Here is a 24,547-nt window from a genome sequence, read left to right as displayed (position 1 = left end):
CCGTTCCGGTAGGCCGCGCGACCGGTGGCACGCGAACGGCCCGGCCCCCACCGGGGACCGGGCCGCAACATCTCGGCGTCTCGATCAGGAGCCCACGACGGTCTCCCGCAGATCGGTCGGCCGCAACCGCACCGGAGCCGCGAGATAGGACAGCAGCGTGTCCGCGATGCGATCGCCTGCGTGGCCGTCCCAGAGGGCCGGGGCCCGCTTCGCCGGCGGCGAGGCCAGCACCTGACGGGCCGTGCCGACGATCCGCGCCGGGTCGCGGCCGACCAGGGTGTTGGTGCCCTCGGTGACCGTGATCGGGCGCTCGGTGGAGTCGCGCATCGTCAGGCACGGAACGCCCAGCGCCGTCGTCTCCTCCTGAATCCCGCCCGAGTCGGTCAGCACCAGCCGGGCCGACGCCTGCAGGGCGATGAAGTCGAGGTAACCGGCGGGCGGCACCAGGCGAATCCCACCGGGCAGACCGGCCAGCTCGAGCCGGGCCGCGGTGCGCGGATGCACCGGCAGGATGACCGGCAACTCCTGGGCCACCTCACCGAGCGCGGTGAGCAACGCGCCGAGCATTCCGGGATCGTCCACATTGGCCGGGCGATGCAAGGTCGCGAGCGCGTACCCGCCGGGGGTGAGCTCGTAGCGGTGCAGGATGTCCGAGGCGAGAGCCCGGTCGAGGTTGGCGTACAACGTGTCGATCATGACGTTGCCGGCGAGGTGGATCTGGTCGTCGTGGTAGCCCTCGGCGCGCAAATTGTCCACGCCGTCCGGAGAAGGGGCGAACAGCAACTCGCTGAGGCGGTCGGTCACGACTCGGTTGATCTCCTCCGGCATGGCCCAGTCGCGGCTGCGCAAGCCGGCCTCGACGTGCGCGACCGGCACCCCGGCCTTCGCGGCCACCAACGCGCACGACAGGGTCGAGGTCACGTCGCCGACCACCACGACCGCGTCCGGACGCAGCTCGTCCACGAGCGGCTCGAACGCGGTCATCACGCGAGCGGTCTGCTCGGCGTGCGTGCCGGAGCCGGTGCCCAGGTGGCGATCGGGCGGACGCAGGCCGAGGTCGGCGAAGAACACGTCGTTCATCGCGGCGTCGTAATGCTGCCCGGTGTGCACCAGCACCACCTCGGCGCCGCGCGCCTCGAGCGCGTCCATGACCGGCTTGACCTTCATGAAGTTGGGCCGTGCGCCGGCCACGCAGATGATCCGCGGCACGTTCAGATCACCTCGACCGCGGCACCGGCGGCCAGGCGCCGGCGGGTGTCGAGGACGTAAGCGGACTCGGCCGCGATCAACTCGTAGTCGAACGCGTCGTGGTCGGCCAGCAGCACGACCGCGTCGGCGGCCCGCAGCTCCTCGGCGTCCGCCTCGACCATGGTGAGGTCGGACGCGCCGTGCACGGCCTCGACCACGTGCGGGTCGGCGACCCGGACCTCGGCGCCCATCTGGCGCAGCAACTGCACCACGCGGACCGCGGGCGACTCCCGGGCATCGCCGGTGTTCTTCTTGTACGCCAGGCCGAGCAGCAGGATCCGGCTGCCGGAGACCGAGCGCTGCCGCCGGTTGAGCGCGTCGATGAGGCGCCGGACGACGTAGTCGGGCATGTGGTTGTTGATGTCGTTGGCCAGCTCGACGAAGCGGAAACTCTGGCCGAGGGCACGCTGCACCCGCCACGACAGGTAGGACGGATCGATCGGCAGGCAATGCCCGCCCACGCCCGGGCCCGGGGTGAACCGCATGAAACCGAACGGCTTGCTCGAGGCCGCGTCGATCGCCTGCCACACGTCGATGCCGAGGTCGTTGGAGATCATCGCGATCTCGTTGACCAGCGCGATGTTGACGTGCCGGAAGGTGTTCTCGATCAGCTTGGCGAGCTCGGCCTCCCGCGTCGACGCGACACTCACCGTGGTCTCCACGACGGTCTCGTAGAAGCCCTTGACCCGGGCCAGGGACTCCTCGTCGACGCCGGACACGATCTTCGGAGTGTTGACGACGGTCCAGGTCGGGTTGCCCGGGTCGATCCGCTCCGGGCTGAACCCGAGGTGGAAGTCGACGCCGGCCGCGAGGCCCGAGGACTTCTCCAGGATGGGGCGGACCACCTCTTCGGTGGTGCCGGGGTAGGTGGTCGATTCGAGGACCACGGTGGCGCCCGGCCGCAGGTGCTCGGCCAGCAACTCGGCGCTCGCCTCGACGTACGACAGATCGGGCGCCCCGTCGCGCAGCGGCGTCGGCACCGTGATGATCGCGATGTCGTAACCGGCGCAGTCGGCCGGATCGGCGCTGGGCTTGTACCGCCCGCTTGCGATCGCGGCCCGCAGCCGCTCCGCCGGGATGTCCTCGACGTACGACTCGCCCTCGGCGAGACGGCCGATGCGGAGGATGTCGACGTCGTACCCGACGACCTCGTGGCCGACCTCGGCCGCGCGGACCGCCAGCGGCAGCCCGACGTAGCCCTGTCCGGCGATGACGACTCGCATGTGCAGTCTCCCTCAGTTGCTTTCGCCGGTCGGAGCGGACCGGAAGGATCGGACCCATTCGCCGGCGACCAGGCCGACGAAGGCGGCATTGGTGGTCAGGTAACGCTTGCCGAGCCGGCGCGGCTCCTGCAGGGCGCGGTAGAGCCATTCACAGCCCATCCGCTGCCACAACCGCGGCGCCCGCTTGACGACCCCGGCCAGCACGTCGAACGAGCCGCCCACGCCGTGGACGACCTTGGCGCCGGTGCGGGCGCCGTAGGTGGCCACGAAGACCTCCTTCTTCGGCGAGGTCATGCCGAGGAAGAGCAGGTCGGCGCCGCTGCCCTTGATGGCATCGGCGATGTCGGGGGCTTCGTCGTCGGCGTAGTAGCCGTGGTGGTTGCCTGCGATGCGCAGGCCCGGGTGCTGGGCGCGGATCCGCTCGATCATCCGGTCGAGCACCTCGGTCCGGGCACCCAGGAAGTACACCGAGCGGCCCTGCTGCTCGGCCATGTAGAGCAGGCGCTGGAACAGGTCGATGCCGGCCACCCGTTCCGGCAGCGGCCGGCGGAGAACCCTGCTGGCCCACACCACGGATTGCCCGTCCGCGATGATCACATCACAACCGGTGACGGCATCGCGCAGGGCCGGGTCGTGCCGCATCTTTACGATCTTGGCGGCATTCACGACGCCGACCTCGAGCAGGTCTCCGGTCTCGACCGCACCCATGCACAGCTGCACGGTCTCGCCGAGAGTCAGCGCATCCATCGGCACGCCGAGAAGTTCCTGCCGCGGCCGCGGCACGGAGCGAAGGTGGTTCTCTGCCACCATCTCAGCTCACCGGCCCCTTGCGGTCGGCAGCGGGCAGCTGGGCGAGCCAGGCGTAGTACAGCCAGCCGAACTCGTACGGCCGGCACTCGCGATCAAGGTCGGCCGGCTTGTAAATGCTGTCGATGACCGGGAAACGCAGGCCGGAGCGTGCACGCGTGGTTACAGTGTGCAGTCCCCGAACGACCTTGCGCGGGTCGCCCCGGTACACCTTGCGGACGGTCAGCCCCTCGTCGTCGAGCAGCATCGGGTCACCACCCCGGCGCGGACCGAGCTCGGCCGGGCCGAGCAGCCAGCGCAGCCCCCGGCGAGTGGCCTCGCCGTAGTCGCCGCCGCCGGCGTCGGTGAGGTCGTTGAGCGCCATCGGGCCCATGGCGTGCTGATGGACCGAGTAGACCGGGTAGCCCTCGATCACCGCACCGGTACGGGCGTCGTAGAACCACCACCATTGCCCGTCGGGGCCCTGCAGACGGCAGATCTGATCGGCGGTCCGACCGGCGGCGGCCAGCGCCTCGGGGTCGTCGCCGGAGTGGTGGAGCCGGGCCAGGGCCTGGATCGGGTAGACCTGGTCGGCATAGCAGGCGACATGATCGCGGTAGGACTTCACCAGGCCCGGACCGGTCACGTGCGGGAAGACCGGGCTTCCGGGGTGGACGCTGCCCAGTAGGCGCGCACGCGCCTGTGCCAGGTGCTCTTCGACATCGAGGTGATGCCGCGCCGCCGCGAGTGCCGAGACCACCCACGCGCACTCGACCACGTACTCGGGGGCGGTGCGCCGGTCGAGCTCGCCGAGGCGGCGGATGGCGTCCGGCAGAAGCGGATGGCCGGCCTCGGCTGCGGCCCAGGCGATCAGGGCCACGTCGCCAAGGTTGGTGCTCACGGCCTGTCGCTTGACCAGTAACGCGATGAAGTCCTCAAGGGCGTGCCCGCCGAGCTGCGCGCACTGCGCGTCGGCCGGAAGCCAGCGGACGCCGAGCGCCACGATCGCCGCGTACCGAAGGCTCATGCCGGACAGTCGCGTAGCGACTCGGTCACTCTCGGTGGAGAAGACGCGGGTGAACGCGAACTCGTCGGTGTCGGCTCTGTACATTTTGGGCAGTCCTCGCGACGCGAGGGCTATGAGCCGATTTGTCAGTTCGGTGGTTTCCGCGTCGAGATGGGCGAATCTCGCTGGTGCTGGCGTCATGTCGTCCTTCCGAAGGGCGGGGGCGGCGCGAGCGCCCAATGAGGACAGCCGCGAAAGCTCGGCACAGGTTCGGCGGAGCCGACAGCGAACCTACTGAGCACCCCTGCCACGACGGAAGATATGACGCCAAGCCGACATCGCGACATGTCCGATTCGTCCAACGGCTTGCAGATTCTTCGCCCGACCGGGTCTCCCCGATTCACGGAACGGTCAGCGCGGATCCGACCGTTCCGGCGATGGTGAGCGCACGGGCGGAAAAGGCCGTTTCGCGGTCATGAAGACGCCCACGCCGAGAAAACTCGACGTGGGCGTTAACCAGGCGTTTCGAATGCTAAGCGGGCGGCGGGAAGGGCAACCGCGAGGGGCGCAGCAGGGCCACCGCGGCCCGGCGGCTGCGCGGGTGGCCGAGGGCGGCCCGGGAGGCCTCCCGCAGGAAGACCGCACCCCAGAACAGCGCGGTGGCGGGCGCGGAGTGACGCATGCGATACAGCCGGACCTTGTTGACGGTCAGAAGGCTCCACAGGGCCGGCGAGACCCGGGATTCGCCGCCGATGTGCACCACCTCGGCGTCGGCCACCAGCGTCGTGCGGAAGCCGCGGTCACGGGCCCGCAGGGCGAACTCGGTCTCCTCGGAGTAGAGGAAGAACCGTTCGTCCCACGGGCCACACGCGTCCAGGCAGGCGCGCGACATGAGCATCACGGCACCGGTTGTCCAATCGGCCCGGCCGTCCCGGAAGTAGGCCTCGCGGTCCACCACCGTCTCGCCCAGGGCCGGGTATCGCCCGGCCCGCTGGCCCAGCACCGCCTCGCCGAGCGCCCGGCCCACCGTCGGCTCCCGGCGCAATGACAGCGCCACATGCCCGTTCTCGTCGAGGATGCGCGGCACGGTGATGCCGACCTCCCCGCCGAGGCGGGTCATCAGGGTGGCCACCGAGCCGGCGCTCAGCCGTACATCCGGGTTGAGGATCAGGACGGCGTCGTACTCCCCCGCCTCGCGCAACGCGGCGTTGAACGCCGCGGCGTAGCCGGCGTTCCGCCCGGTCTGCACGATTCGGCAATGCGGCACGAGCTTCTCGGCGATGGCGACACTCTCGTCCGCCGAGGCGTTGTCGGCGACGATCAGCCGCCAGTCGAGCCCACGCATCCCGTCCTCGAGCGAGTCGAGAAGGCCGGGCAGGACGGCGGCGCTGTTGTAGGTCACGACGGTCACGACCACCGTCGGCGGGTTCGTCACGCTCATGCCGCGCGGCTGCTCTCGTCGCGCAGCCAGGTGGTGAAGTCACCGGAGCGGATCGCCCGCCGGGCCCGCCGGCGGCAGACCACGGTCACCGCCAGGAAAACGGCCATCTTCGGGGCGTACGCGGGCCGGCGCCGCAGAATCTCGACGAGGTCGGCACGCGAGGTGCGCGCCGAGTCGACGGTCCCCGGCCGGGCCTGCTGCAACTGGGTGGTCGCGGTGACCGACCGGATGCGCCGGCGAACCAGGTCACCCACGGTGCGCGGGGCGTGCACCACCACCTTGGCGCCGGTCGCCACCTTTCGCTCGTCCGGCGTGAACGCCACCGAGGCGGCGAGATCGTCGCCCATCACGTCGGGCACCTCGCGCAGGCGCTTGCGCCCCTCCGGCGAGACCGCGATGACGCCGCGGCCGAACAGCCCTTCCCGTACGCCCGGCAGCTCCTGCCATACGTCGTAGTACCACCGCACCAGCCAGGAGGAGCGATCCAGGGCGACGACGCGCTCCGGCGCGACGGCGTGCACACCCGGCTCGCCCAGGGCGGCGGCCAGCGCTCGCAGCCCGTCGGCGTCCATCTCGACATCGGCGTCCAGGTAGACAACCTCGTCGCCGGTGGCGTGGTCGTCACCGGCGCGCAGGGCCGCATATTTTCCGGGCTCGGTAAGCGGCACCACGGTGACCGATTCACCGAACGAGGCGGCAACGCCGGCGGTGTCGTCGGTGCACCCGTTGGGCACGACGACGATCTCCATCTCACCGGGGCGCGCGCCGGCCAGCAGGCCGCGCAGCAGTCGCCCGATGACGGTCGCTTCGTTGTGGGCCGGGACCACGACGCTGATCACACCGGCAGTATTGCCGCTACCTGGCACTGGCACCACCGGCTCTCGGCTCTCCGGCGCAGGACGCGCCGGTCGGACACTGGGGATGGACCGTCGGGGCGGAGTCGCCGTCCAGTCGGGCGACGACTCGCCCTTTCGTGGTGCGGTAAACGCTCAGCTCCGTTTCACGGCAATCAGCGACTTGGTGAGACCGGCCAGCCGCTCACTGAGCAGCTCCGCGCCGGGGAAGTAGTAACGCATCTGGCTGCGGTCCAGTAATTCGGTCCAGAGAACGCCGGTGAGCGCGTCGTGCAGGTCGGCAGAGCGCACGTGGGCCAGCGGCCACCGGCGGGCGAGTGCTGCCCGGGCGCGGACCGGCAGGAACTGCATGCCGGGCGCAATCCAGTGCGGCTCCACCGGGAAGTACCGGTAGGGCGTCTGTACCCAATGCGCGGGCGCCAGCTTGTGCACCGATTCCGCGAAGCGCAGCCGCCGCTCGTGGCCACCTACGTGTTCGATGACCGAGTTGGAGAAGACGAGGTCGTACCGGCGGGACGCAATCTCCGCGGGGAGGGCACAGGCGTCGCCCTGGTCAACGGTGATCCAGTCCGGCACTTCTGCCGGTGGGACGTCGATGTTCACCACGTGCACCTGCTTCGGGTGCAACGGCGACTGGGTCCAGGTCGCCGCGTCGCCCCCGAGGTCGATCACGGACATCTGATCGAGGTCCGGGAAGACCTCCACGAGCCAGTCCCACCGACGCGCCCGGCGCCGTCCGCCCCAGGACTCGTTACGGTCGACGAAGCGTTCCCGCACGGACTGCATCCGCGGCTCCCTTTCCTATTGGCCGGCACCATGTCGCGTGCACCGTAGCCCGGGGGCGGACCACTCCCAAATAGCCCGCTGCGGTCTCCGTCGACCTTCTGACACTGCGGCGGCAGTTCTCGTCCACCCCGCCGACGACGGATGACCGAATGTGTCAGGGTGTCCGGTACGCACGCCGTCCGGACACGTCCAGACGGTCAATCGTCTCGCTCGGAACCGCCGGTAGAGTGCCGGTGTCGCCGCACTCGGGAGGAATTCCTTGTCTACGCCGAATCGGACGCCGATCGTCCTCGGGGCGGCCCTCGGTCTCGTCGTTGTGCTCGCCCTTGGCCTGATCGGCTGGGTCATGTCGGGCGACAAAGAGACAGCAGCATCGCTGGAGGATTCTCAGGCGACGGCCGGGCCCCAGGCAACTGCGTCGGCTTCCGGGCCGTATGCCCCGCTCAGCCCGTCGGTGTCCGGATCCTCGGCCCCCAGCTCGCCGGCCTCGGCGAACCCAAGCAAGACGAGCCCGCGCCCGGCCAAGACCGAGGCGGCCGCCGCGGTCTCCCGAGCACGGGGCTCGTTCCCAGGCGCGGGCAACACCGGCATCCCGGCCGGCACCAAGCTGAAGGCGACTTCCTCCAGCGTCCTGCGCATCAAGAAGGCGGGGACGGTCGTCAACGGCGTCGACATCCGCGCCGACATCAGCGTCGAGGCCGACAACGTGACGATCAAGAACTCTCGGGTGATCACCGCCGGCGAATGGGGAATCATCCAGCGTGAGAATGTGAAGGGCCTGGTCGTCCAGGACAGTGAGATCCGCGGAAACGGGAAGGACCGCCTGCAACACGCGATCTTCAACCTGGGTGGGCATATCACGATTCTTCGGAACGACATGTCCGTCGTCTCCGACGCGATCTCCACGAGCGTCGGGCTGATTCAGGACAACTACCTGCACGACCCGATCTACTTCGACGGCGATCACACGGACATGATCCAGTCGAACTCCGGACCGGGCGGCGGGCAGCAACTGGTGATTCGGCACAACACTGTCGTCAACACACTTGACCAGACCGCCGCCATCGCCTTGTTCCAGGACTTCGGTGTCCAGCACGACGCGATCATCGAGAACAACCTGCTGGCCGGCGGCGGCTACACGTTGTACGGGGGCGCCGGAACGAAGGGCACCTCGTTCAACATCAAGGTCACCGGCAACGTGTTCAGCCGCGAGGTACACCCGAAGAGCGGCCAGTACGGACCTGTCGCGTATTGGGACAAGAACGGCGCGGGCAACGTCTGGCAGGGCAACGTCTGGGCTGACACCGGCCAGCCGGTCACGCCGTGAGCGACACGATGCCCGCTGGTCTTGAGGGTTCTCCCGAAGACCTGGTTGTCTACTTCGCCAACAGCACCTGGTACGGGCCGAGCGGTACCGATAGGCACATGGCTGACGCCCTGAGCCGCTACGCCCCCGTGCTTTACATCGAACCCCCGGTGTCGGTGCTCACCGCCCTCAAGAATCCCGCCTACGCCTCGACACTTTCCGAACGGCCCCCGTTGCAGGTATTGAGCCCGACGCTGGCACGGGCCGTGACTCGGGTGACTCCCGGGATGAGCCGGCCCTTCCTGAACCGACTGACCGGGCCGCTGGTCGAGCGGGGTACCCGCACGGCTATCCGGCGCCTGTACGGCCGGGAAGGCGAAATCGCGGGAATCGTGTCGTGCCGTGTCACCCCGCTGTGGTCCGCGGTGCCGGCCCGCCGCCGGGTCTTCTTCAGCACCGACGATCTGCCGGCCGGCGCCGAGCTCCTCGGCGAATCACGGGAACGCCTGATTCGCGATGAGGCTCGGACGATCAGCGGCGCCCACGCGGTCGCGGCCGTTTCTCCCGGTCTGCAGAAGCGGTATGCCTCCGAAGGATGGAATGCCGAGCTGATTCCGAACGGATGCCTTCCCGAGGCCTACGAGGACGTGGACAACGCACCCGATCCCGGCGATGTCGACCTGCCGGGTCCCATCGCCGGTTTCGTCGGCTACCTGAACGACCGGATAGACCTCGCTCTGCTGGAAGCGGTGGCCGAGACCGGCGTCTCGCTGTTGTTGGTCGGTCCGGCCGTGCCCGGCTACCGGACTGAACGGCTCGACGCGCTGTGCGATCGGCCCAACGTCCGCTGGGTCGGCGGAAAGCCGTTCGCATCCCTTCCTGCCTACCTCCGTCTCATCGACGTGGGGCTCACCCCGTACGCGGACAATGCGTTCAATCGCTCGAGCTTCCCGCTCAAGACCCTCGAGTATCTCGCCGCCGGACGATCGGTGGTGGCCACCCCGTTGCCGGCCAACGACTGGCTGGGCACCGACTTGATCAGGGTGGCCGAGGGATCGGTCGCGTTCGGCGCTGCCGTCGTGGAAGAGCTCTCGCAGCCTCGCCATGCGCCGGCGGCGGAACGGCGGCGCGCATTCGCGCGCGAGCATTCCTGGGCACGCCGCGCGGAGACGATGGCGGCGCTCCTCAGGCTTGCCGGCCCCAGGACCTGAACAGAACGGCTCGGACGCAGCCTCACACTGCAATCAGGTCCGGTTGACCAAGTCGTCTAGTGCCCGACCGTGGATGTCCTGATTTGTCGGGCCGGATGAGTGAACCGCCACACGGCGCCGCAGAGCCCCAACGTCAGGGCCACCGTCGTCGCATATGTGTCGAACCACAGCGAGTCGAACGTCGCCGAGACGAACATGGCTATGAGCTGCGTGCTGACCAAAGCGGCGCAGACGTGCTTGTCCTCCGGTGTGGTGGCGCGCTTCAGCGCCAGCAACGCCAGCGTCAACGCGATCAGGTAGAGCAAAGCCAGCGCGACGATACCGACAATGCCGTTGCACAGCGCGGTGGCCAGCCACTGATTGTCCAAGTATTGGTACTGCGGTGGCACCCACGTTCCCGTGCCCCGACCCAACCAGGGCGTCTGGGCGAAGTAGTAGCCCACCAACTCGTACCGTTCGGTCCGCGAGGTGATGCTCGGGTCGTCGTTGAACTTCGTGAACATGTCCAGCAGCGTCGCGGCGAATGAAGGCTTGGCCGCCGCCAGCACGCCGAGCATGGCCAGACAGCTCAGCAGGCCGTTGTAGCGCAACCGCCAAGTCCACAGCGGCATGAGGCACAGCGCCATGATCAGCACCGCAACGATGCCGGTGCGAGAGATCGTGGCCGGGATTCCGGCGCCGATCAGGAGCGCTGCGACGGCGATGAGCCGGCGCTGCTTCTTCGTGGCGGAGTAGCGCGCCAAGTGGATGGCGAACGGTAGTGCCGTTGCGAGCACCGCGCTCAGCTCGATGTAGTGGGACGTGTTACTGGCCACCCGGAGTCCGCCGCCCCGCGCCTGCAACGGGGGTGCGGCGCCCTTCTCCGCCAAGCCCGGAATCACCAGGTATTGGGTGACGTCCCGGGACAGCGCCATCTCGATCAGGCCGATGAGGGCGAGAAAGGCGGCGGACCACACGAAGGCGCGCAAGACGCTGCGGAATCGCTCCCAGTTGGTGATGCCGTCGGCCGCCGCGAGGACGAGACCGCTGAACGCGGCCGTGCTGATCAACCACCGGTCGGAGGAGTTGGCCTCCATGCCCGTCAGGCCGCGGAGGAACCCGGCGCCGTACGAGGCGAGGATCGACAGCCAGTAGATGAGCAACGCCCATCGCATCGGCTGCGGGCCTACAAGTACGAGGTTCGGGTTGAAGCGGACCAGGACCCACCAGGAAAACATGACCAGGCACAAGACGATGGCGGGCCGCCCGACATCCGTGGTGCCGGGGATGATCAAACGCGCCGGGATCGCCGTGAGCAGCACCAGCATGAGGCTGATCAGCGTCGCCGCATCCAGCTTCATGAGCCGCCGACGAGTCAGGTACGTGTGCCCATTCAGCAGAGACGGCTCTAGGTCACCCGGATGGATCGGTGTCGCGACGGTCGAGGTCAACGCCTGCTATCCCTGCGGTCGCCCCGCTTAGGGTAGACGGAAGACGGCAGGACGATCGTCGCATCGGTTGGTGCGTGCTCTGCCGTCCTGCGGACGGATCCCTTGCTGCCGTTGGTCTCGCCCGGCGTGCCTCCGTTCACCGCCGGCACCGCACTCTGTTGGCGCGACGCCTGTGGGGGAACCTGAATCTTCACGGTCCGGTCGCCCGGACCGCCGGTCGGCGTGATCACGGGTTCGGCCACGCTCTCGTCGACCTCGGTCTCGCCCCGCTTACCGCGCCGCCGGAATCGGCCGCTCATCAAAGCGTCCAGCGCGATCGTCAGCCCGGCCGTGACGAGAACGCCGGCGCCCAGGACGGCGACCAGGGCCCGCTTGACCTTGCCGCCCGTTTCCTCGAGGTTGGTGCCGGTGTCCAGCCGCCGCGTGAGGATCCGTCCCGGGGTCTGAACGGCGTAGTCGTCCTGGAGTGACTTGACAACGTCGTTGAAGTGCTTGACCACCGCGTCCGCCGTGCCGGTGGCTATCGCTTGACTGGATCCGATGACCTCGATCGTCGCGATCGGGGCCGGGTATCCGTTGGTGATGACGACGTTGTCGCTCATGCCGCCGGTCTTCAACTGGTTGAGGAACCTCTTGTCGACGGTCGCGTACGTCGCAGCCGTGTTCAGCGCGCCGAGCCCCAGATCGAGCCACGGGTTACGCAAGGTTTTGATGTCCTTGGCAATCGACGCCTCTGGTGGCGGGATGAGCTGCACGTACGCCGTTGCCTTGTAGTCGGGCTGGACCGTGTTCATGGTGTACACGGCAGCGAAAGCAGTGGCAAGCAGCAGCGGCACAGCGATGTACCAGCGCCGGAACACCAGCTTCGTCAGGTCCCAGAAATCCACCTTGCTGCTTCTCCTCGCCGGTCGCTGTCCCCGTCGTTCCAAAACGTGGCTCGTGCGCACGCCAGTCGCGACTCACCGGTGAGCCTAGCGATGCCTCATCTGCCTAAGTCATCCACCGGAAGGCCGGAACATGGCAATTATCTGTTGCCAAGGCCCCCCTCGGCTGTCGGTAACTGGACGACAACCGTTCGACGGTGCCCATCGCCGTCGCCGCTTCCTAGAATCTCGGCCAGGCGACGAACTCTAGGTGGGAAAAATGGGCCGTGACCGGCTGAGTGTACTGGTCTACCCGCACGACATGGCGATGGGCGGTAGCCAGCTGAACGCTATCGAGCTTGCCGGCGCGGTACGTGATCTTGGACACGACGTAACGGTGGTCGGCGACGATGGCCCGCTCGTTCAGCTGGTCCACGACCTGGGATTACGGCATGTCCCCATCCCGCACAGCCGCCGGCGACCGTCACCCACGGTAACCCGTCAGCTTCGCAGGTTGATTCGCGATGATGGCGTTCACATCGTTCACGGGTACGAGTGGCCGCCCGCGCTCGAGGCGGCCGCTGCCACCTTTGCGGCCGGCGACGCGACTGCGGTTTGCACGGTAATGTCCATGGCCATCGCTCCTTTCCTGCCCAAGGACATGCCGCTCGTGGTCGGCACCCGTGCACTGCAGGTGCAGACCGCAGCCGGCCGGCCAGGCCCGACGTACCTCATCGAACCACCGGTGGACGTGGTGGCCAACGCACCCGGTCATCCCGCCGACGAGTTCCGCGCGCGGTTCGGCCTCGTCGACGACCACCCGGCCGGCCCCGTGGTCGACGTCGTGGTGGTCTGCCGGCTGGTTCCCGAGCTCAAGCTCGAGGGCGTGCTCACCGCGGTCGACGTGGTCGGTGAGCTCGCTCGGGAGATTCCGGTACGGCTGGTCGTTGTCGGCGACGGCAACGCCCGCGCCCAGGTCGAGGACCGTGCCGCCAAGGCCAACGCACGAGCTGGTCGCCGGGCCGTGGTGCTCACCGGTCAGTTGATGGATCCCCGGCCGGCTTACGCGGCCGCCGACATCATGCTCGGCATGGGCGGCTCGGCGCTGCGGTCTCTCGCGTTCGCCAAACCCCTCGTCGTGCAGGGCGAACAGGGCTTCTGGGAGCTGCTCACGCCGGACACCTGCGACGTTTTCCTCCGGCAGGGGTGGTACGGCGTGGGCAACGACTCCGAAGCGGGTCACGATCGGCTCACGGCGATCCTCCGGACCCTGCTGTCCGATCCGCATCAGCGGGCCGCGCTCGGGGACTACGGGCGCCGGCTCGCCGTCGGGCGATTCAGCCTCCAACGGGCCGCGGTGAAGCAGGAGGAAATTTATCGTGCCGCGCTGGCGGCTCCCTCACGACCGACGCTGGCCCAGGCCGGCGGCGGTCTGCGTTCTGCGTCGGGCGTGCTGGGTCACAAGGTGCGCCAGCGCTACCGCTCGCTGCGCGGAACCCGTAAAGCCGACGACTTCAACGCGGTGAGCCTGGCCAAATCCGCCCTCGAGGCCCCTCAGCGAGACGATTAGGCAATGACGACCGGAGCCGCGGCTTCGTCCGCCGTGGCTCCGACCGACCGCAGCGACTTCACGGTGTCCCGCATCCGGTACAGCAACAGTCCGAGCACCGCCGCGGCGGCCAGGCCGGAAACCAGTATGGCGAGAAGATCCGCGGAGATGAGCCGAGAGGCTGTTGCCGCCACCGCGGCGGCGCCCAGAGATCCGAGCGCCGCCGGTCCGAGCCGCCGGGCTACCGCGGACGTCGTGATGCCGGTGCGCGAGAGCTCATACAGGTAGATCGGCGCAACCACCAGGGCCGCGACTGCGAACGCCGCCAACGCCGCAGCAGCCGCGCCACCGTAGTGTGCGCCGGCCCAGAGCGCGGGAACCAGCGCGACGAACCAAATGACCTGCACGGTGAAGACGACCCGGCTGTGCGCGAGGACGACGAAATAGTCGTACACGAGCTCGAAGAGAATGCGCAACGCGGCCAGTAGGCCCAGCCAGGTGAGCACGGTCGCGGCCGGCTGCCAGGCCGTGCCGTAGACGAACGCGATTATGGGGTCGGCGGCAGCGGCCAGCACGACGCACGCGGGCAGCGTGATCGCAGCGAGCAGACCGCCGGTCGACAGGAAGGTCTTGCGCATGGTGGGCGGATCATCCTGGAGGCGCGACAACAGCGCTGGTGCCACTGAACGCACTGGCAGCGAGAACATGGTCGCGGGCCAGTTCGACAGGTTGGCGGCCAGCACGTAGAAACCCAGCGGCACCGGACCCAGCACGGCGCCGACCAGCACCTTGTCCACATTGGTGGAGGCGAACACCACGATGCTGGATCCGGCCAGCGGCAGTCCGAACTTGAGCAGTGCGCGGGCCTTCGCCCGGTCGAAGCCGAACCGCAGCGAGCGCGGCGCGAACGCGATGAAAAGCGCTGCGCCGACCGCCGACCCGACGAGCTGACCGACGGCGAGGCTCATCGCGCCGACGCCGGACAGTGCCAGGGCCACGGAGACCAGAGCGCTGGTCCATGCGCTGATCTGATCGGCGATCGTCTTGCGGTCCTGCCGGAAACCACGCTGAAGCATCGCGGCCGGTGCGGCCGCGATGCCGCTGACGATGACGCTGAGACCAAGCACTCGAACCACGGGCGCGGCGTCCGGCGCGCCCATGGCCGTGGCGAATGCGGGAGCGCCGACGTAGCAAACGGCGCAGATGAAGGTGCTCGCCGCCACCGAGATGGTGCTGACCGTCGGGACGATCTCGCGGGGGTCGCCTGGCCATCGCACGATGGCCAGGCTCACCCCGAGCTCGTTGAAGCTGAGCAGTGCGAGTAAGGCCACCGTCGCAACAGCGAAGGTGCCGAACTCGTGGGGCCCGAGGACACGGGCAAGCACGACACCGATGGCCAACGTGCTGAACTTCGACACGGCCGTGCCGATGAAGCTCCAGGCCAACGCCTTACCGGCTCGGGAGAACAGCGAGCCGTTCTCCCCCACGCCGATCTTCAACGTACTCGTCCCCGGGATCCCACAAGATCTCCTCTCAGCTCCAGCCGGTCAGCTACCCGGCGTGAACACGACATCCACCCAATAGTTGTGGTCGACCGCGTTCGAGGGGAAGCCTCCTCCGTAGAGATACGACCCACCGCCGGCTACCGACCTCAGCGGCGCGTTGACCACGGGGGACGACAGTCCGTTCACATCCACCGCATAATGCCCGCTGGGCGCCGAGTAGGACACCACGTACTCGGTGTTGGCGCTGATCGCTACCGGCGCCGAGAACAACATCGTCTGCCAGCCGGAGCCCGTCTCCCCGACGAACGAGCCGGTGGCGATCTGCGCGCCCGTCGACGACCACAGAGTGGCCCGGTGGGTACCGACATTGTCGACGCCCTTGTAGAACCGCACGCCGTCGACCGTGCCGGCGACGTCCGTGGTGAACCGCAGACCCAGCTCGACGTTGCCCGAGTCGTTCCAGTTCGGGTTGGTCGGCGTCGCCGACGAGAACACTGTGACGGCTCCCTCAGGGACTGTCGGCTGCTGCGGCGGGGGCGCCGCGACAAACAGCGGATCGACCCAATAGTTGCTGTTCGACCAGGAATTCGTCGGGAAGGCGTCCGAGCCGTACAGATAGACGCCGTTGTTCCCGGACGGCGCCGTGAGCGGACCGTTCGTCCAGTTGGCATTGAAGAATCCGCTCGTCACCGCATAGTTGCCGCGCGGCGCGTAGTACGACGCGACGTATGTCGTTCCGTCCGAAACCTGCACCGGTTCGGCGAAATAGACGTATTGCCAACCGCTGCCCGATTCGCTCATGAACGTCGCCGTCGCCAGCCGGCTTCCCGTCGACGACCAGAGGCTGCCGGTGTGGGTGCCACCGTTGCCAGTGCCCTTGTAGAACCGGACACCGATCACCTTGCCGTCGCCGTTGGGCGTGAACTTCACGCCCAACGAGATGGCGCCCGAGTCGTTGACCGCGGGCGAGGCCGGCGTGTCGGTGGCCGAGAACAGCTTGCTGATCGTCGTCGACCCAGGATCCGTGGTGAACGACCAGGTCTGCGGCGACGCCATCACGTTGCCGTTGGTGTCCGACGCGGTCACGCTCACCGTGTATTTCTTGTCGGCCACGAGCGCTGAGCCCGGCGTGAACGTGGCTGTCTTCGTCGCCGCGTCATAGGAGGTGGCGCCGGCGACGGTCCCTCCGCCGTTCGCGGTCATCGTGAACTGGATCGTCGACGCGTTGACCGGCTTGTTGAAGGTCGCCGTCGCGGCCGTCGACGTCGCCGTGTAGACGGCGTTCGGCGTCGGGGTCACGCTGATGACACTGGGCCCGGTCAACGTCGATGAATCGAACAGCACGTCGACGTAGTAGTTCGTCGCCTTGTACGAGTTGCCCGGGAAATGTCCCGCGTTGCCGTAAACGCCGTTACCGCCGGAGTCCTGACTGCGCGGGGCGGTCAGTGGCGGCGCCTGCCAGGAGTTGTAGATGAAGGCCCACTGATCCGCCGCGAAATGTCCGTTGGGCGCCGTGTACGAGGCGACGTAGGTGGTGCCGGCGACCACCGGGACTGCGTTGTCGAAGACGAGGTTCTGCCAGCCGCTCGAAGTCTCATCGCTGAACGTGCCACTGGCAAGAAGGTCGCCGTCCACCGACCACAGGCGGCCGGTGTGCGTTCCGGTGTTGCCGGCGCCCTTGTAGAAGCGCACGCCCTTGATGAATCCGTCGGTCTGCGGGATCACCTTGACGCCGAGCTCCGTGGCGTCGCTGTCGCTTGCCGCCGGGGTGGCCGGGATCCGGGCCCCGAACAGGCTGGCGGATCCGGTCACGGCGACCGTCCGGGTCGCCACCGCACCGATGTTGGCGCTGTCGTCAGTCGCCCGCACCTTGATCGTGCCGGTGCCGTCGCCGGTGAGGTAACCCGAGTAGGTCCAGGACGTGGTGCCGGTGGCCGGATGCCAGGTGGCGCCGTTGTCCAGCGAGACCTCGATCCCGGCGACGACACCGCCGCCGGTGTCCGCGGCCGTGCCGGTGACGGTGACCTTGGCGCCGTTGGCCACGGAGGCGCCCGACGCCGGTGACGTGACGGTCGCGGTCGGCCCGGTCGTGTCCGTCGAGGCGCTGGCGGCGACCAGGCCGCTCATCCGGGTCGCGGGCTGTGCCCTCATGTCGGCCAGCAGGTTCACGAATGCCTGTTGCAGCCGCACATCGGCCGGTTCCGGGGCGTAGGAGCTGTCGTGGTTGGTGTCGAGGCCCCAGCCGAACTGGACGGTGCCCGCCCCGAACACGAGCGCGCCGCTGGACGCGCGGTACATCGTCATGTGGTGGGTGGTGGTGCCCTCCGTGACGTTCTTGCCGAAGTCGGTCAGGTATTCCGGCGTCGGCCCGGTAGTCGTGGAGAGCCGGATCAGGCCGGCCGGCCGGAAGCCGTTGTCGAGATCCTCGTCGGACTCGTATCCGACGGTGTGCGGAGCCAGCGTCGCGGTGGCGCCGGACGCGAGGTTGGCCACCGAAGTGTTCCGCCAGAGCCGGTTCTTGCCCTGCGCCGCCGGGACCTGAAGGCTCAGGTCGTCGGAGTTCGCCATGAACGCCGTACCGGTGAGCCCGTTCTCCGGGTGACCGCCGTTGGACGGCGGGCTGAAGGTGGGATCGCGCCAGGTGCCGGTCCACTCGGAGGTCGGGTCGCTCTTGACCCCGTCCCAGGTCTCCTTGTAGCAGACCAGCGTCCGGTAAGCGGAGTTGGACCCGTCCTTGCTGGTCTCCCACCGCGTCCGCCAGTAGACCTCGTTGCCGCTCAGGAAGGCGAGGCTGGTACCGCTGTCACGGGCGGCCTCGACCGCGGTGCGCTGGGCTCCGGACCAGTACTCGTCGTGGCCGACCGACAGGAAGACCTTGTGGTTGGCCAGGAGGCCGCCGCGCCGGTCCGCATCGACGTCGGTGGTGTAGGTGACGTCGTACCCGTTGCGCTCCATGAACCGGATCGTCGGGTACTCGTTGCTGAACAGGAAGTCACGGCCGTCCACCGAGCCGCGAGTGGCGAACGGCCGGTTGTAGCTGATCTTCGTCGCCCGGCCCTGCGGCCCGGAATAGAAGTCCGAGCCGCCGTAGAGGTTGTACGCCTGCCAGGTCGCATCCGAGGTCTTGAAGATGACGTCGGAAGTGCTGCTGTCGTCGCGCACGACGAACGAGATGTGACTGGACCAGTCGAGCGTTGTGCTGACGCTCTTGAGCAGGGCGAAGTAGACGCCGGAAACTGCCGTGGTGGGCGTCGTCCAGGTGGCCGAGGCAGCCCAGGAGCCGCAGTCGTAGATCTGGGTGGCGTCGTCGGTCACGCAGGCGGTGCTCTGGTTCTGCGCCGGATAGCTGCCGGGAAGCGTCTGCACCAGGCGCGCGCCCGCTCCGCCGTAGTAGCCCAGCCGGTAGATCGAGATGGTGTACGTCGCTTCGGCCCGCACCTTGAAGGTGACTGTCTGGCCGGCGTTGACACTGATGTCCGTCGCGAAGCCTTGGAGCTCGTCGTCGCCCGCGCCCTCGATGTCCCACTGATCCTGCGGTGTACCGGTCTTCTGGTTTTCGCAGACGATCGGGTTGGGTGAGCACGCGGCGGCCGAGGCCGGGGTGGTCAGCACGCCGATGAGCCCGGCAAGCACCAAGGAGCCGGTCGCGGCAACCGCCACGGAGATCCGCTTTCGGTTGCGCCGGGCGAAGCTCAAACCGGGATGAACGGCCTCGAAACCGGCCTCGACGGAGGCATCGCGCCGCCGCGACCGGACGAACCGCCCGAATATTGCGGCTCGTGCGCCGCTGCCCTCGTCTGCTCTATTCATGTTGTGTTGCGCCTCTCAGCCGAGAGCGGGGCGACCCTCCGTAGCGGAGGGCGGCCGAAAGTTTGGACAATGATGAGCGACCGTAATGAGGACCGCGCGTCGTGGTAATCGACCGTCAAAATCGTTTCCGCCACCCGAGCGGAGGACACGATTCAACCATTCAGTTGACCTGGGAAATTGACCGGGTACCACCTGCGGCGACGGGCTGGACCAGTATTTTCAAATCCGTCGATGGAGTTTGTCGGATCACGGACCTCGCGCGAACTCACCGCACCACCGCCGGCGACCAGGCGTCGCGGACCATCACCTGCGGGCTGCCGCTGCCGTCGGCCGGAACCCGCCAGATGTCGCTGGTCGCAGCACCGTTCTCGGCGGTCCGGGGCAGCCCGTAGAGGACCGTCCGATTGTCGAGCCACTCGACCTGGTCGTCGACGCTGTTCTGCTCGGCGAGCAGCGTCTCCGTGCCGGCCGCGAGGTCGTAGACGGCGAGGCGCCATTTGCCGGAGGGCAGGTCGCCGTGCTTTTTGAAGGCGATCCGGGTGCCGTCGGGGGAAAGTGACGGACACTCGACGTCGCCGCGGACGGCGGTGACTGTTTTGTCGGAGAGACTGCCCTTGACCAGCCAGGTCTTCCCGCCCGAGGCGGCGGTGGCGTAGAAGGTGTTGTCGTTGTCGGCGAAGGTGACGCCCCACAGGTTCTTGTCGACCGCGGTGATGACCTTCCGGTCGACGGTGAGCTTGAACTTCTCGATGTCGCCGACGGTGGAGCCGTCCTTGCGGCTGACCACGGTACGGGTCGAGAACTTGCCGGGGTTGGCGTAGGAGTCGCCGAACACGAACGTGGTGGTCGCGGCGAGCGAGCCGTCCGGCGAGAGGCGGGCGCGGCTGGGCAGGCCGGTGAGCGGCAGGTCGTGGGCCGGAGACCACGAGCTGTCGAGGATCTGCGACTTGTACGTGGTGACCAGGCCACGATCGGCGGAGAGGCAGATCGCGTCGGCGGCGCTCGCGTAGACGCGCTCGCAGGACGTCGGCGTGAAGGTGCGTGGGCCGCCGGGATCGGCCAGCGGGACCATGGCGACCTTGCCGTACTCGCTGCCGAGCGCGGTGCTGCGGAAGATGAGCCGCGGCTGCTTGCTGACCGCGGCCAGATCGCCGCCGGCAGCCACGGCCGGGGCGGCGGACAGCGTCTTGGCGCGGTCGTTGTGTGCTTTCCAGACGTAGGCGACCGAGCCGAGCGCGGCGAGCACCAGGATCGCCGCCAGCACGACGATCCTCATCCGTGCGGTCACGCGGAAACCTCCACCGCGGCGGAACGGTCGATGCCGCGCAGGAGCCACGCCGCCACCGGCACGGCCGCAGCCAGCAGGACGGTGAACAGGACCAGCGATTTGGCCGGGCCCTGAATGTTCCAGAGCAGGCCGAACACCACCGAGGAGGCGAACCGGGCCACCGCCTGCACGGTCTGCGCGGCGGCGATGCCGCTGCCCCGCGCGTCCGCGCTGACCAGCTTGCTGATCAGGGCGGGCAGCACGCCGTCGGTGGCCGCGTAGAACACGCCGAGCATCATCAGGGTCACCAGCGTCAGGCCGATGCCGCCGGCCGGAACGGCGGCCAGCACGTAGCAGCCGAGCAGCACCACGTGCCCGCCCAGCAGGACCTTGCTGCGGCCGACCCGGTCGGCCAGCCGGCCGAGCGGGATGGCCAGCGCCAGATAGGCGATGTTGGTGCCGACGTAGAGCAGCGGGAAGTACTTGGCCGCGAAGTCGTCGCGTTCCTGCAGGGAAAGGTAGAGGAAGCCGTCGCCGACCGTCATCAGGCCGAGCACGGTGGCGGCGATCAGCGGGCCGCGCAGCCGGCGCCCGCCGACCTCACGCATGACCATCCGGAAGCCGACCCGCGCCGCCGACACGGTGGTGCGCAGGTTGGGCACGAACAGCAGCAGCACGACGACGCCGATCGTGGCGAACGCGAACGACACCACGAAGATCGAGTCGTAGCTGCCCGGCACGGCCGCGAGCAGCGCGAACGCGACAAGCGGGCCGATCGCGGCGCCGACCGTGTCGAGCATGCGGTGCATGCCGAAGGCGCGGCCGAGCATCCTCGGGTCGGAGGACTCGGCGATCAGCGAGTCGCGGGGCGCGGTACGCAGGCCCTTGCCGAGCCGGTCGGCGGTGACCACGGCGGTGATGGCGGCGAAGCCCTGGGCCGGGAGCATCGCGATGCGGCTGACCGCCGAGGCGCCGTACCCGACGACCGCCACCCACTTGGGGTGACCACCGCGGTCGGCCGCGTAGCCGCCGGCCAGCCGCACGAAGGCGCTGACGCCTTGGTACACGCCGTCGAGGAAACCGTAGGCGACCGGGCTGAGCCCGACCACCGCGGTCAGGTAGAGCGGCAGGATCGACGAGACGCTCTCCGACGAGATGTCGGTCAGGCAGCTGACCACGCCGAGCAGGATCACCGTCGAGGAGACCCGGCGGACGGCCTTGCCCTTCTCGGGCGGCTGGTCAGCCCCGGGCCGGTCCCGCAAACTCACATACACGGTGTTTCTTCCCCACTTTCCCAGCGATCCGGCATCACGCTACCGAGACCGTCCGGCGGGGTCTCTGGCCCGTTCCGCCCGAACTGGCACCAGTTCGGGCGGGACGAATTACGACGTTCAGGCCAGCGCGGCAGCCAGTTCCTCGGCCACCCGCTCCTGCTGCTCCGGCGTGATCTGCGGGTAGATCGGCAGCGACAGGATCTCCGGCGCGGTCGCCTCCGCGTTCGGGAACGAGCCGCCCAGATAGCCGAACGCGCCGGTCCGGTGGATCGGGAACGGGTAGTGGATGCCCGCGCCGATGCCGGCCGCGTTGAGCTTGGCCAGCACCTCGTCGCGGCGCTCGACCCGCACGCAGTAGATGTGCCAGACGTGCTCGTTGCCGTCGAGGGTCGCCGGGGTGATGACGTCGAGGCCGGAGAGCAGCTCCTCGTAGCGGGCCGCGGCCGCGCGCCGGCGGGCGTTCCAGTCGTCGAGGCGGGCCAGCTTGGCGCGCAGCACGACCGCCTGGAGGCCGTCCAGGCGGCTGTTCACGCCGATCAGGTCGTGGTGGTACTTCTTGAGGCCGCCGTGGCTGCCCAGCGTGCGTACGGTCTGCGCCCATTCCGGAGAAGCGGTGACGACGGCGCCCGCATCGCCGTACGCGCCCAGGTTTTTGCCCGGATAGAAGCTCGTGGCGGCGATGCCGTCGACGCCGGCGCTGATGCCGTGCCGTTTGGCGCCCTGCGATTGGGCCGCGTCCTCGACGATGGCGATGTCGCGGCCGGCGATGCCGGCCTTGAGCCGCTCGACCGGGACCATCTGGCCGTAGAGGTGCACGGGCGCGATGGCGCGGGTGGCCGGGGTGATTGCCGCGATCGCGGCTTCGGCATCGATGAGATACGTACGGGGGTCGCAGTCGACCAGGACGATGCGGCCACCGGTACGGGCGACCGCCTCGGCCGTCGCGATGAACGTGTTGGCCGGGAGGATCACCTCGGTGCCGGGGCCGACGCCGACGGCGCGGAACGCCAGCTCGAGCGCGTCGGTGCCGTTCGCCACGCCGATGCAGTGCGGCACGCCGGAGAACGCGGCGTACTCCTGCTCGAACGCGGCCACCTCGGCGCCGCCGATGAACGCGGTCTCGGCGATGACGCGCTTGAAGCCGGTCTCGACCTCCTCGGCCACCTCCGCGTGGGCGGCGGCCAGGTCGACGAGCGGGATACGGGTCATGGTTCGTTAACTCCTCGGTGAAGCCGTCACATCGGCGCTGCGTAGTTTGCGGGCCGGACTGCCGACCCAGATCTCATCGGCGGGGACGTCGGTCAGCACGACGGAACCCATCCCGATCAGCGACCAGGCGCCCACCCGGACGCCCTCGCGGATCAGGGCGCCGGCGCCCACGTACGCGCCGGTCTCGAGCACCGCGCCGCCGCCCAGCCGGACGCCGGAGGCGATGGTCGCGTAGTCCTCGACCCGGTCGTCGTGGGTGAGCACCGCCTGCGGCATGACCGCGACGTGCGAGCCGACCTCGACGTCGGCGGTGAGCACCGTGCCGGCCAGCAGAACGGTGCCGGGCCCGAGCACACTGCCCGCGCCGACCGAGGCGGCGGGGTGCACGACCGTGGCGTAGCGCTCGGCGGGCAAGCCAAGACGCTCGACGATCTGTTTGCGGGCGGTGTAGTTGCGCGGGTTGCCCACGCAGACCACGACTTCCGCGTCCAGGCGGGTCGCGCTGTCCGTACCGCCGAGGATCGGCAGGCCGGACCGGACCGTGCCGTGCAGGTCCGGGTTGTCGTCGAGGAAGCCGAGGACCCGCCAGCCGGCCGTCGTGGCGGCGGCGGCCGTCTCGCGGGCGAAGCCCCCGGCTCCGACGATGACGAGGTCTCTCACCGGCCCGCCAGCTCGCGCAGGATGCCGACGATGTAGTCCTGGTCATCGGCGGTCAGCGCGTGGTGCAGCGGCAGGATCAGCGACTCGCGGGTGAGCCGCTCGGTCACCGGCAGCGAGACCGGCGCCACGTCCGCGTACGCCGGTTCCAGGTGCGCCGCCATGATGCCGCGGCGGGCCGAGACGCCCCGCGCGGCCAGCTCGGCCAGCACCTCGTCGCGGGCCACCGGGAAGCCGTCGAGCAGCACCCAGAACGACTGGTAGTTGGTCGTCCCGTAGGCCGGGTCGCGCACCGGCACCAGGCCGTCGATGCCGGCCAGCAGCTCGTGGTAGCGGGCGGCCAGCTCGCGGCGCTGGGCGACCAGGCCGGGGAGCCGGCCGAGCTGCACCAGGCCGACGGCGGCCTGGATGTCGGTCATCCGGTAGTTGTAGGCGGTTTCCAGGTACGCCTCGAGCACCGGCTGCTTGCTGGCGTGCCGGTCGGCGGCGGAGACGTTCATGCCGTGCTCGCGCAGCCGGCGCAGGCGCGCGGCCTGGTCGGCGTCGTCGACGGTGACCATGCCGCCCTCGCCGGTCGTGATGACCTTGCGGGGGTGGAACGACCAGGCGGCCACCGTGGCCCCGGCGCCGGCCGGCTGGCCGTACGCGGTCGAGCCCGCCGCGCAGGCGGCGTCCTCCACCAGGCCGATGCCCCAGTCGTCGGTGGCCTTGCGCAGCGCCACGGTGTCGAACGGCACGCCGCCCTGGTGCACGGCGATGACCGCCCGCGTGCGCGGGGTGCGGACCGCGTCGATGGTGTCCACGGTGAGGTTGCCGGTGGCCAGCTCGACGTCGGCGAAGACGGGCGTGGCGCCGACGTAGCGGACCGCGTTGGCGGTCGCGATGAACGACAGCGACGGCACGATGACCTCGTCGCCGGGGCCGACGCCGAGCAGCACCAGCGCCAGGTGCAGGCCGGTGGTGCAGGAGCTGACCGCGACGCCGTGGCCGGCCCCGACCAGGGTCGCGAACTCCTGCTCGAACTTGGCCACTCGGGGACCCTGGGCGACCCAGCCGGAGCGGACGGCCTCGGCGGCGGCCTGGGCCTCCTCCTCCCCCAGCATGGGGATCATGACGGGAATC

At 69.0% G+C, this 24,547-nt stretch carries 19 protein-coding genes; 3 read left to right on the top strand and 16 right to left on the bottom strand.

Features of this window, described 5'->3' with window-relative positions; translation table 11 throughout:
- Positions 1-84: 84 nt before the first annotated feature.
- The 7 genes from wecB to ACFQS1_RS17200 all read right to left on the bottom strand — a co-directional run bounded on the left by wecB (position 85) and on the right by ACFQS1_RS17200 (position 7,344).
- Positions 85-1,209 (bottom strand): non-hydrolyzing UDP-N-acetylglucosamine 2-epimerase, encoded by a 1,125-nt coding sequence (gene wecB, locus ACFQS1_RS17230; RefSeq protein ID WP_378969205.1) that lies wholly within the window; start codon positions 1,207-1,209, stop codon positions 85-87.
- 2 nt (positions 1,210-1,211) lie between these two features.
- Positions 1,212-2,471, bottom strand: coding sequence for a nucleotide sugar dehydrogenase (locus tag ACFQS1_RS17225; protein WP_378969203.1), 1,260 nt, complete (start codon positions 2,469-2,471; stop codon positions 1,212-1,214).
- 12 nt (positions 2,472-2,483) lie between these two features.
- On the bottom strand, positions 2,484-3,254 hold the full coding sequence (locus ACFQS1_RS17220; RefSeq protein WP_378969201.1) for a WecB/TagA/CpsF family glycosyltransferase: 771 nt from the start codon (positions 3,252-3,254) through the stop codon (positions 2,484-2,486).
- A 28-nt stretch (positions 3,255-3,282) separates the two neighbouring features.
- Entirely contained in the window at positions 3,283-4,368 is a 1,086-nt protein-coding gene (locus ACFQS1_RS17215) for a hypothetical protein (RefSeq protein ID WP_378969199.1), read from the bottom strand.
- 427 nt (positions 4,369-4,795) lie between these two features.
- Entirely contained in the window at positions 4,796-5,704 is a 909-nt protein-coding gene (locus ACFQS1_RS17210; RefSeq protein ID WP_378969197.1) for a glycosyltransferase, read from the bottom strand.
- Positions 5,701-6,543 (bottom strand): glycosyltransferase family 2 protein, encoded by an 843-nt coding sequence (locus tag ACFQS1_RS17205; RefSeq protein WP_378969195.1) that lies wholly within the window; start codon positions 6,541-6,543, stop codon positions 5,701-5,703. Before ACFQS1_RS17205 ends, ACFQS1_RS17210 begins: the two co-directional genes overlap by 4 nt.
- Before the next feature lie 150 nt (positions 6,544-6,693).
- Positions 6,694-7,344 carry a methyltransferase domain-containing protein gene (locus tag ACFQS1_RS17200; protein WP_378969192.1) on the bottom strand — a complete coding sequence of 217 codons (651 nt, stop codon included), beginning with the start codon at positions 7,342-7,344 and terminating at the stop codon, positions 6,694-6,696.
- A gap of 316 nt (positions 7,345-7,660) precedes the next feature.
- On the opposite strand from ACFQS1_RS17200, the gene ACFQS1_RS17195 reads away from it, so the two are divergent.
- The gene (locus ACFQS1_RS17195; protein ID WP_378969190.1) at positions 7,661-8,671 is read left to right on the top strand and encodes a right-handed parallel beta-helix repeat-containing protein; all 1,011 of its coding nucleotides are present in this window, start codon (positions 7,661-7,663) and stop codon (positions 8,669-8,671) included.
- Between the two features lie 98 nt (positions 8,672-8,769).
- Positions 8,770-9,861: a glycosyltransferase gene (locus tag ACFQS1_RS17190; protein ID WP_378969188.1), complete on the top strand. Its 1,092-nt coding sequence runs from the start codon at positions 8,770-8,772 to the stop codon at positions 9,859-9,861.
- A gap of 56 nt (positions 9,862-9,917) precedes the next feature.
- Here the strand turns inward: ACFQS1_RS17190 and ACFQS1_RS17185 are convergent, their stop codons facing one another.
- Both ACFQS1_RS17185 and ACFQS1_RS17180 read right to left on the bottom strand, forming a co-directional pair.
- Complete coding sequence (locus tag ACFQS1_RS17185; RefSeq protein WP_378969185.1) at positions 9,918-11,291, bottom strand: O-antigen ligase family protein; 1,374 nt, start codon at positions 11,289-11,291, stop codon at positions 9,918-9,920.
- Positions 11,288-12,178, bottom strand: a complete 891-nt coding sequence (locus ACFQS1_RS17180) for a YveK family protein (protein WP_378969183.1) — start codon at positions 12,176-12,178, stop codon at positions 11,288-11,290. Before ACFQS1_RS17180 ends, ACFQS1_RS17185 begins: the two co-directional genes overlap by 4 nt.
- A 256-nt stretch (positions 12,179-12,434) precedes the next feature.
- Here ACFQS1_RS17180 and ACFQS1_RS17175 point away from each other — a divergent pair, with 256 nt between their 5' ends.
- A complete protein-coding gene (locus ACFQS1_RS17175; protein ID WP_378969180.1) occupies positions 12,435-13,724 on the top strand; it encodes a glycosyltransferase in 1,290 nt (429 codons plus the stop codon).
- On the opposite strand, the gene ACFQS1_RS17170 is transcribed toward ACFQS1_RS17175, so the two are convergent.
- The 7 genes from ACFQS1_RS17170 to ACFQS1_RS17140 form a co-directional block, all read right to left on the bottom strand.
- On the bottom strand, positions 13,721-15,202 hold the full coding sequence (locus tag ACFQS1_RS17170; protein ID WP_378969178.1) for a lipopolysaccharide biosynthesis protein: 1,482 nt from the start codon (positions 15,200-15,202) through the stop codon (positions 13,721-13,723). The two genes, ACFQS1_RS17175 and ACFQS1_RS17170, sit on opposite strands and share 4 nt — an antisense overlap.
- Positions 15,203-15,250: 48 nt before the next feature.
- The gene (locus tag ACFQS1_RS17165; RefSeq protein WP_378969175.1) at positions 15,251-18,868 is read right to left on the bottom strand and encodes a DUF4082 domain-containing protein; all 3,618 of its coding nucleotides are present in this window, start codon (positions 18,866-18,868) and stop codon (positions 15,251-15,253) included.
- A 415-nt stretch (positions 18,869-19,283) separates the two neighbouring features.
- On the bottom strand, positions 19,284-20,306 hold the full coding sequence (locus ACFQS1_RS17160) for a TolB family protein (RefSeq protein ID WP_378969172.1): 1,023 nt from the start codon (positions 20,304-20,306) through the stop codon (positions 19,284-19,286).
- Positions 20,303-21,553, bottom strand: coding sequence for an MFS transporter (locus tag ACFQS1_RS17155; protein WP_378969170.1), 1,251 nt, complete (start codon positions 21,551-21,553; stop codon positions 20,303-20,305). The genes ACFQS1_RS17160 and ACFQS1_RS17155 overlap by 4 nt, the downstream gene beginning before the upstream one ends.
- A 123-nt stretch (positions 21,554-21,676) precedes the next feature.
- Positions 21,677-22,768, bottom strand: a complete 1,092-nt coding sequence (locus ACFQS1_RS17150; RefSeq protein WP_378969167.1) for a DegT/DnrJ/EryC1/StrS family aminotransferase — start codon at positions 22,766-22,768, stop codon at positions 21,677-21,679.
- Between the two features lie 6 nt (positions 22,769-22,774).
- Positions 22,775-23,428: an acetyltransferase gene (locus ACFQS1_RS17145; RefSeq protein ID WP_378969165.1), complete on the bottom strand. Its 654-nt coding sequence runs from the start codon at positions 23,426-23,428 to the stop codon at positions 22,775-22,777.
- Entirely contained in the window at positions 23,425-24,537 is a 1,113-nt protein-coding gene (locus ACFQS1_RS17140) for a DegT/DnrJ/EryC1/StrS family aminotransferase (protein WP_378969163.1), read from the bottom strand. The genes ACFQS1_RS17145 and ACFQS1_RS17140 overlap by 4 nt, the downstream gene beginning before the upstream one ends.
- Positions 24,538-24,547: the final 10 nt, after the last annotated feature.

Source organism: Paractinoplanes rhizophilus (assembly GCF_042664765.1).
GTDB classification, from domain to species: domain Bacteria; phylum Actinomycetota; class Actinomycetes; order Mycobacteriales; family Micromonosporaceae; genus Actinoplanes; species Actinoplanes rhizophilus.
This window is presented reverse-complemented; position numbering and strand designations above follow the sequence as displayed.

Excerpts from the sequence above, each read along its gene's own strand:
- ACFQS1_RS17140 (WP_378969163.1), bottom strand. The coding sequence starts at position 24,537 with ATGATCCCCATGCTGGGGGAGGAGGAGGCCCAGGCCGCCGCCGAGGCC.
- ACFQS1_RS17225 (WP_378969203.1), bottom strand. The coding sequence starts at position 2,471 with ATGCGAGTCGTCATCGCCGGACAGGGCTACGTCGGGCTGCCGCTGGCG.
- ACFQS1_RS17190 (WP_378969188.1), top strand. The coding sequence starts at position 8,770 with ATGGCTGACGCCCTGAGCCGCTACGCCCCCGTGCTTTACATCGAACCC.
- ACFQS1_RS17215 (WP_378969199.1), bottom strand. The coding sequence starts at position 4,368 with ATGTACAGAGCCGACACCGACGAGTTCGCGTTCACCCGCGTCTTCTCC.
- ACFQS1_RS17150 (WP_378969167.1), bottom strand. The coding sequence starts at position 22,768 with ATGACCCGTATCCCGCTCGTCGACCTGGCCGCCGCCCACGCGGAGGTG.
- ACFQS1_RS17210 (WP_378969197.1), bottom strand. The coding sequence starts at position 5,704 with ATGAGCGTGACGAACCCGCCGACGGTGGTCGTGACCGTCGTGACCTAC.
- ACFQS1_RS17200 (WP_378969192.1), bottom strand. The coding sequence starts at position 7,344 with ATGCAGTCCGTGCGGGAACGCTTCGTCGACCGTAACGAGTCCTGGGGC.
- ACFQS1_RS17175 (WP_378969180.1), top strand. The coding sequence starts at position 12,435 with ATGGGCCGTGACCGGCTGAGTGTACTGGTCTACCCGCACGACATGGCG.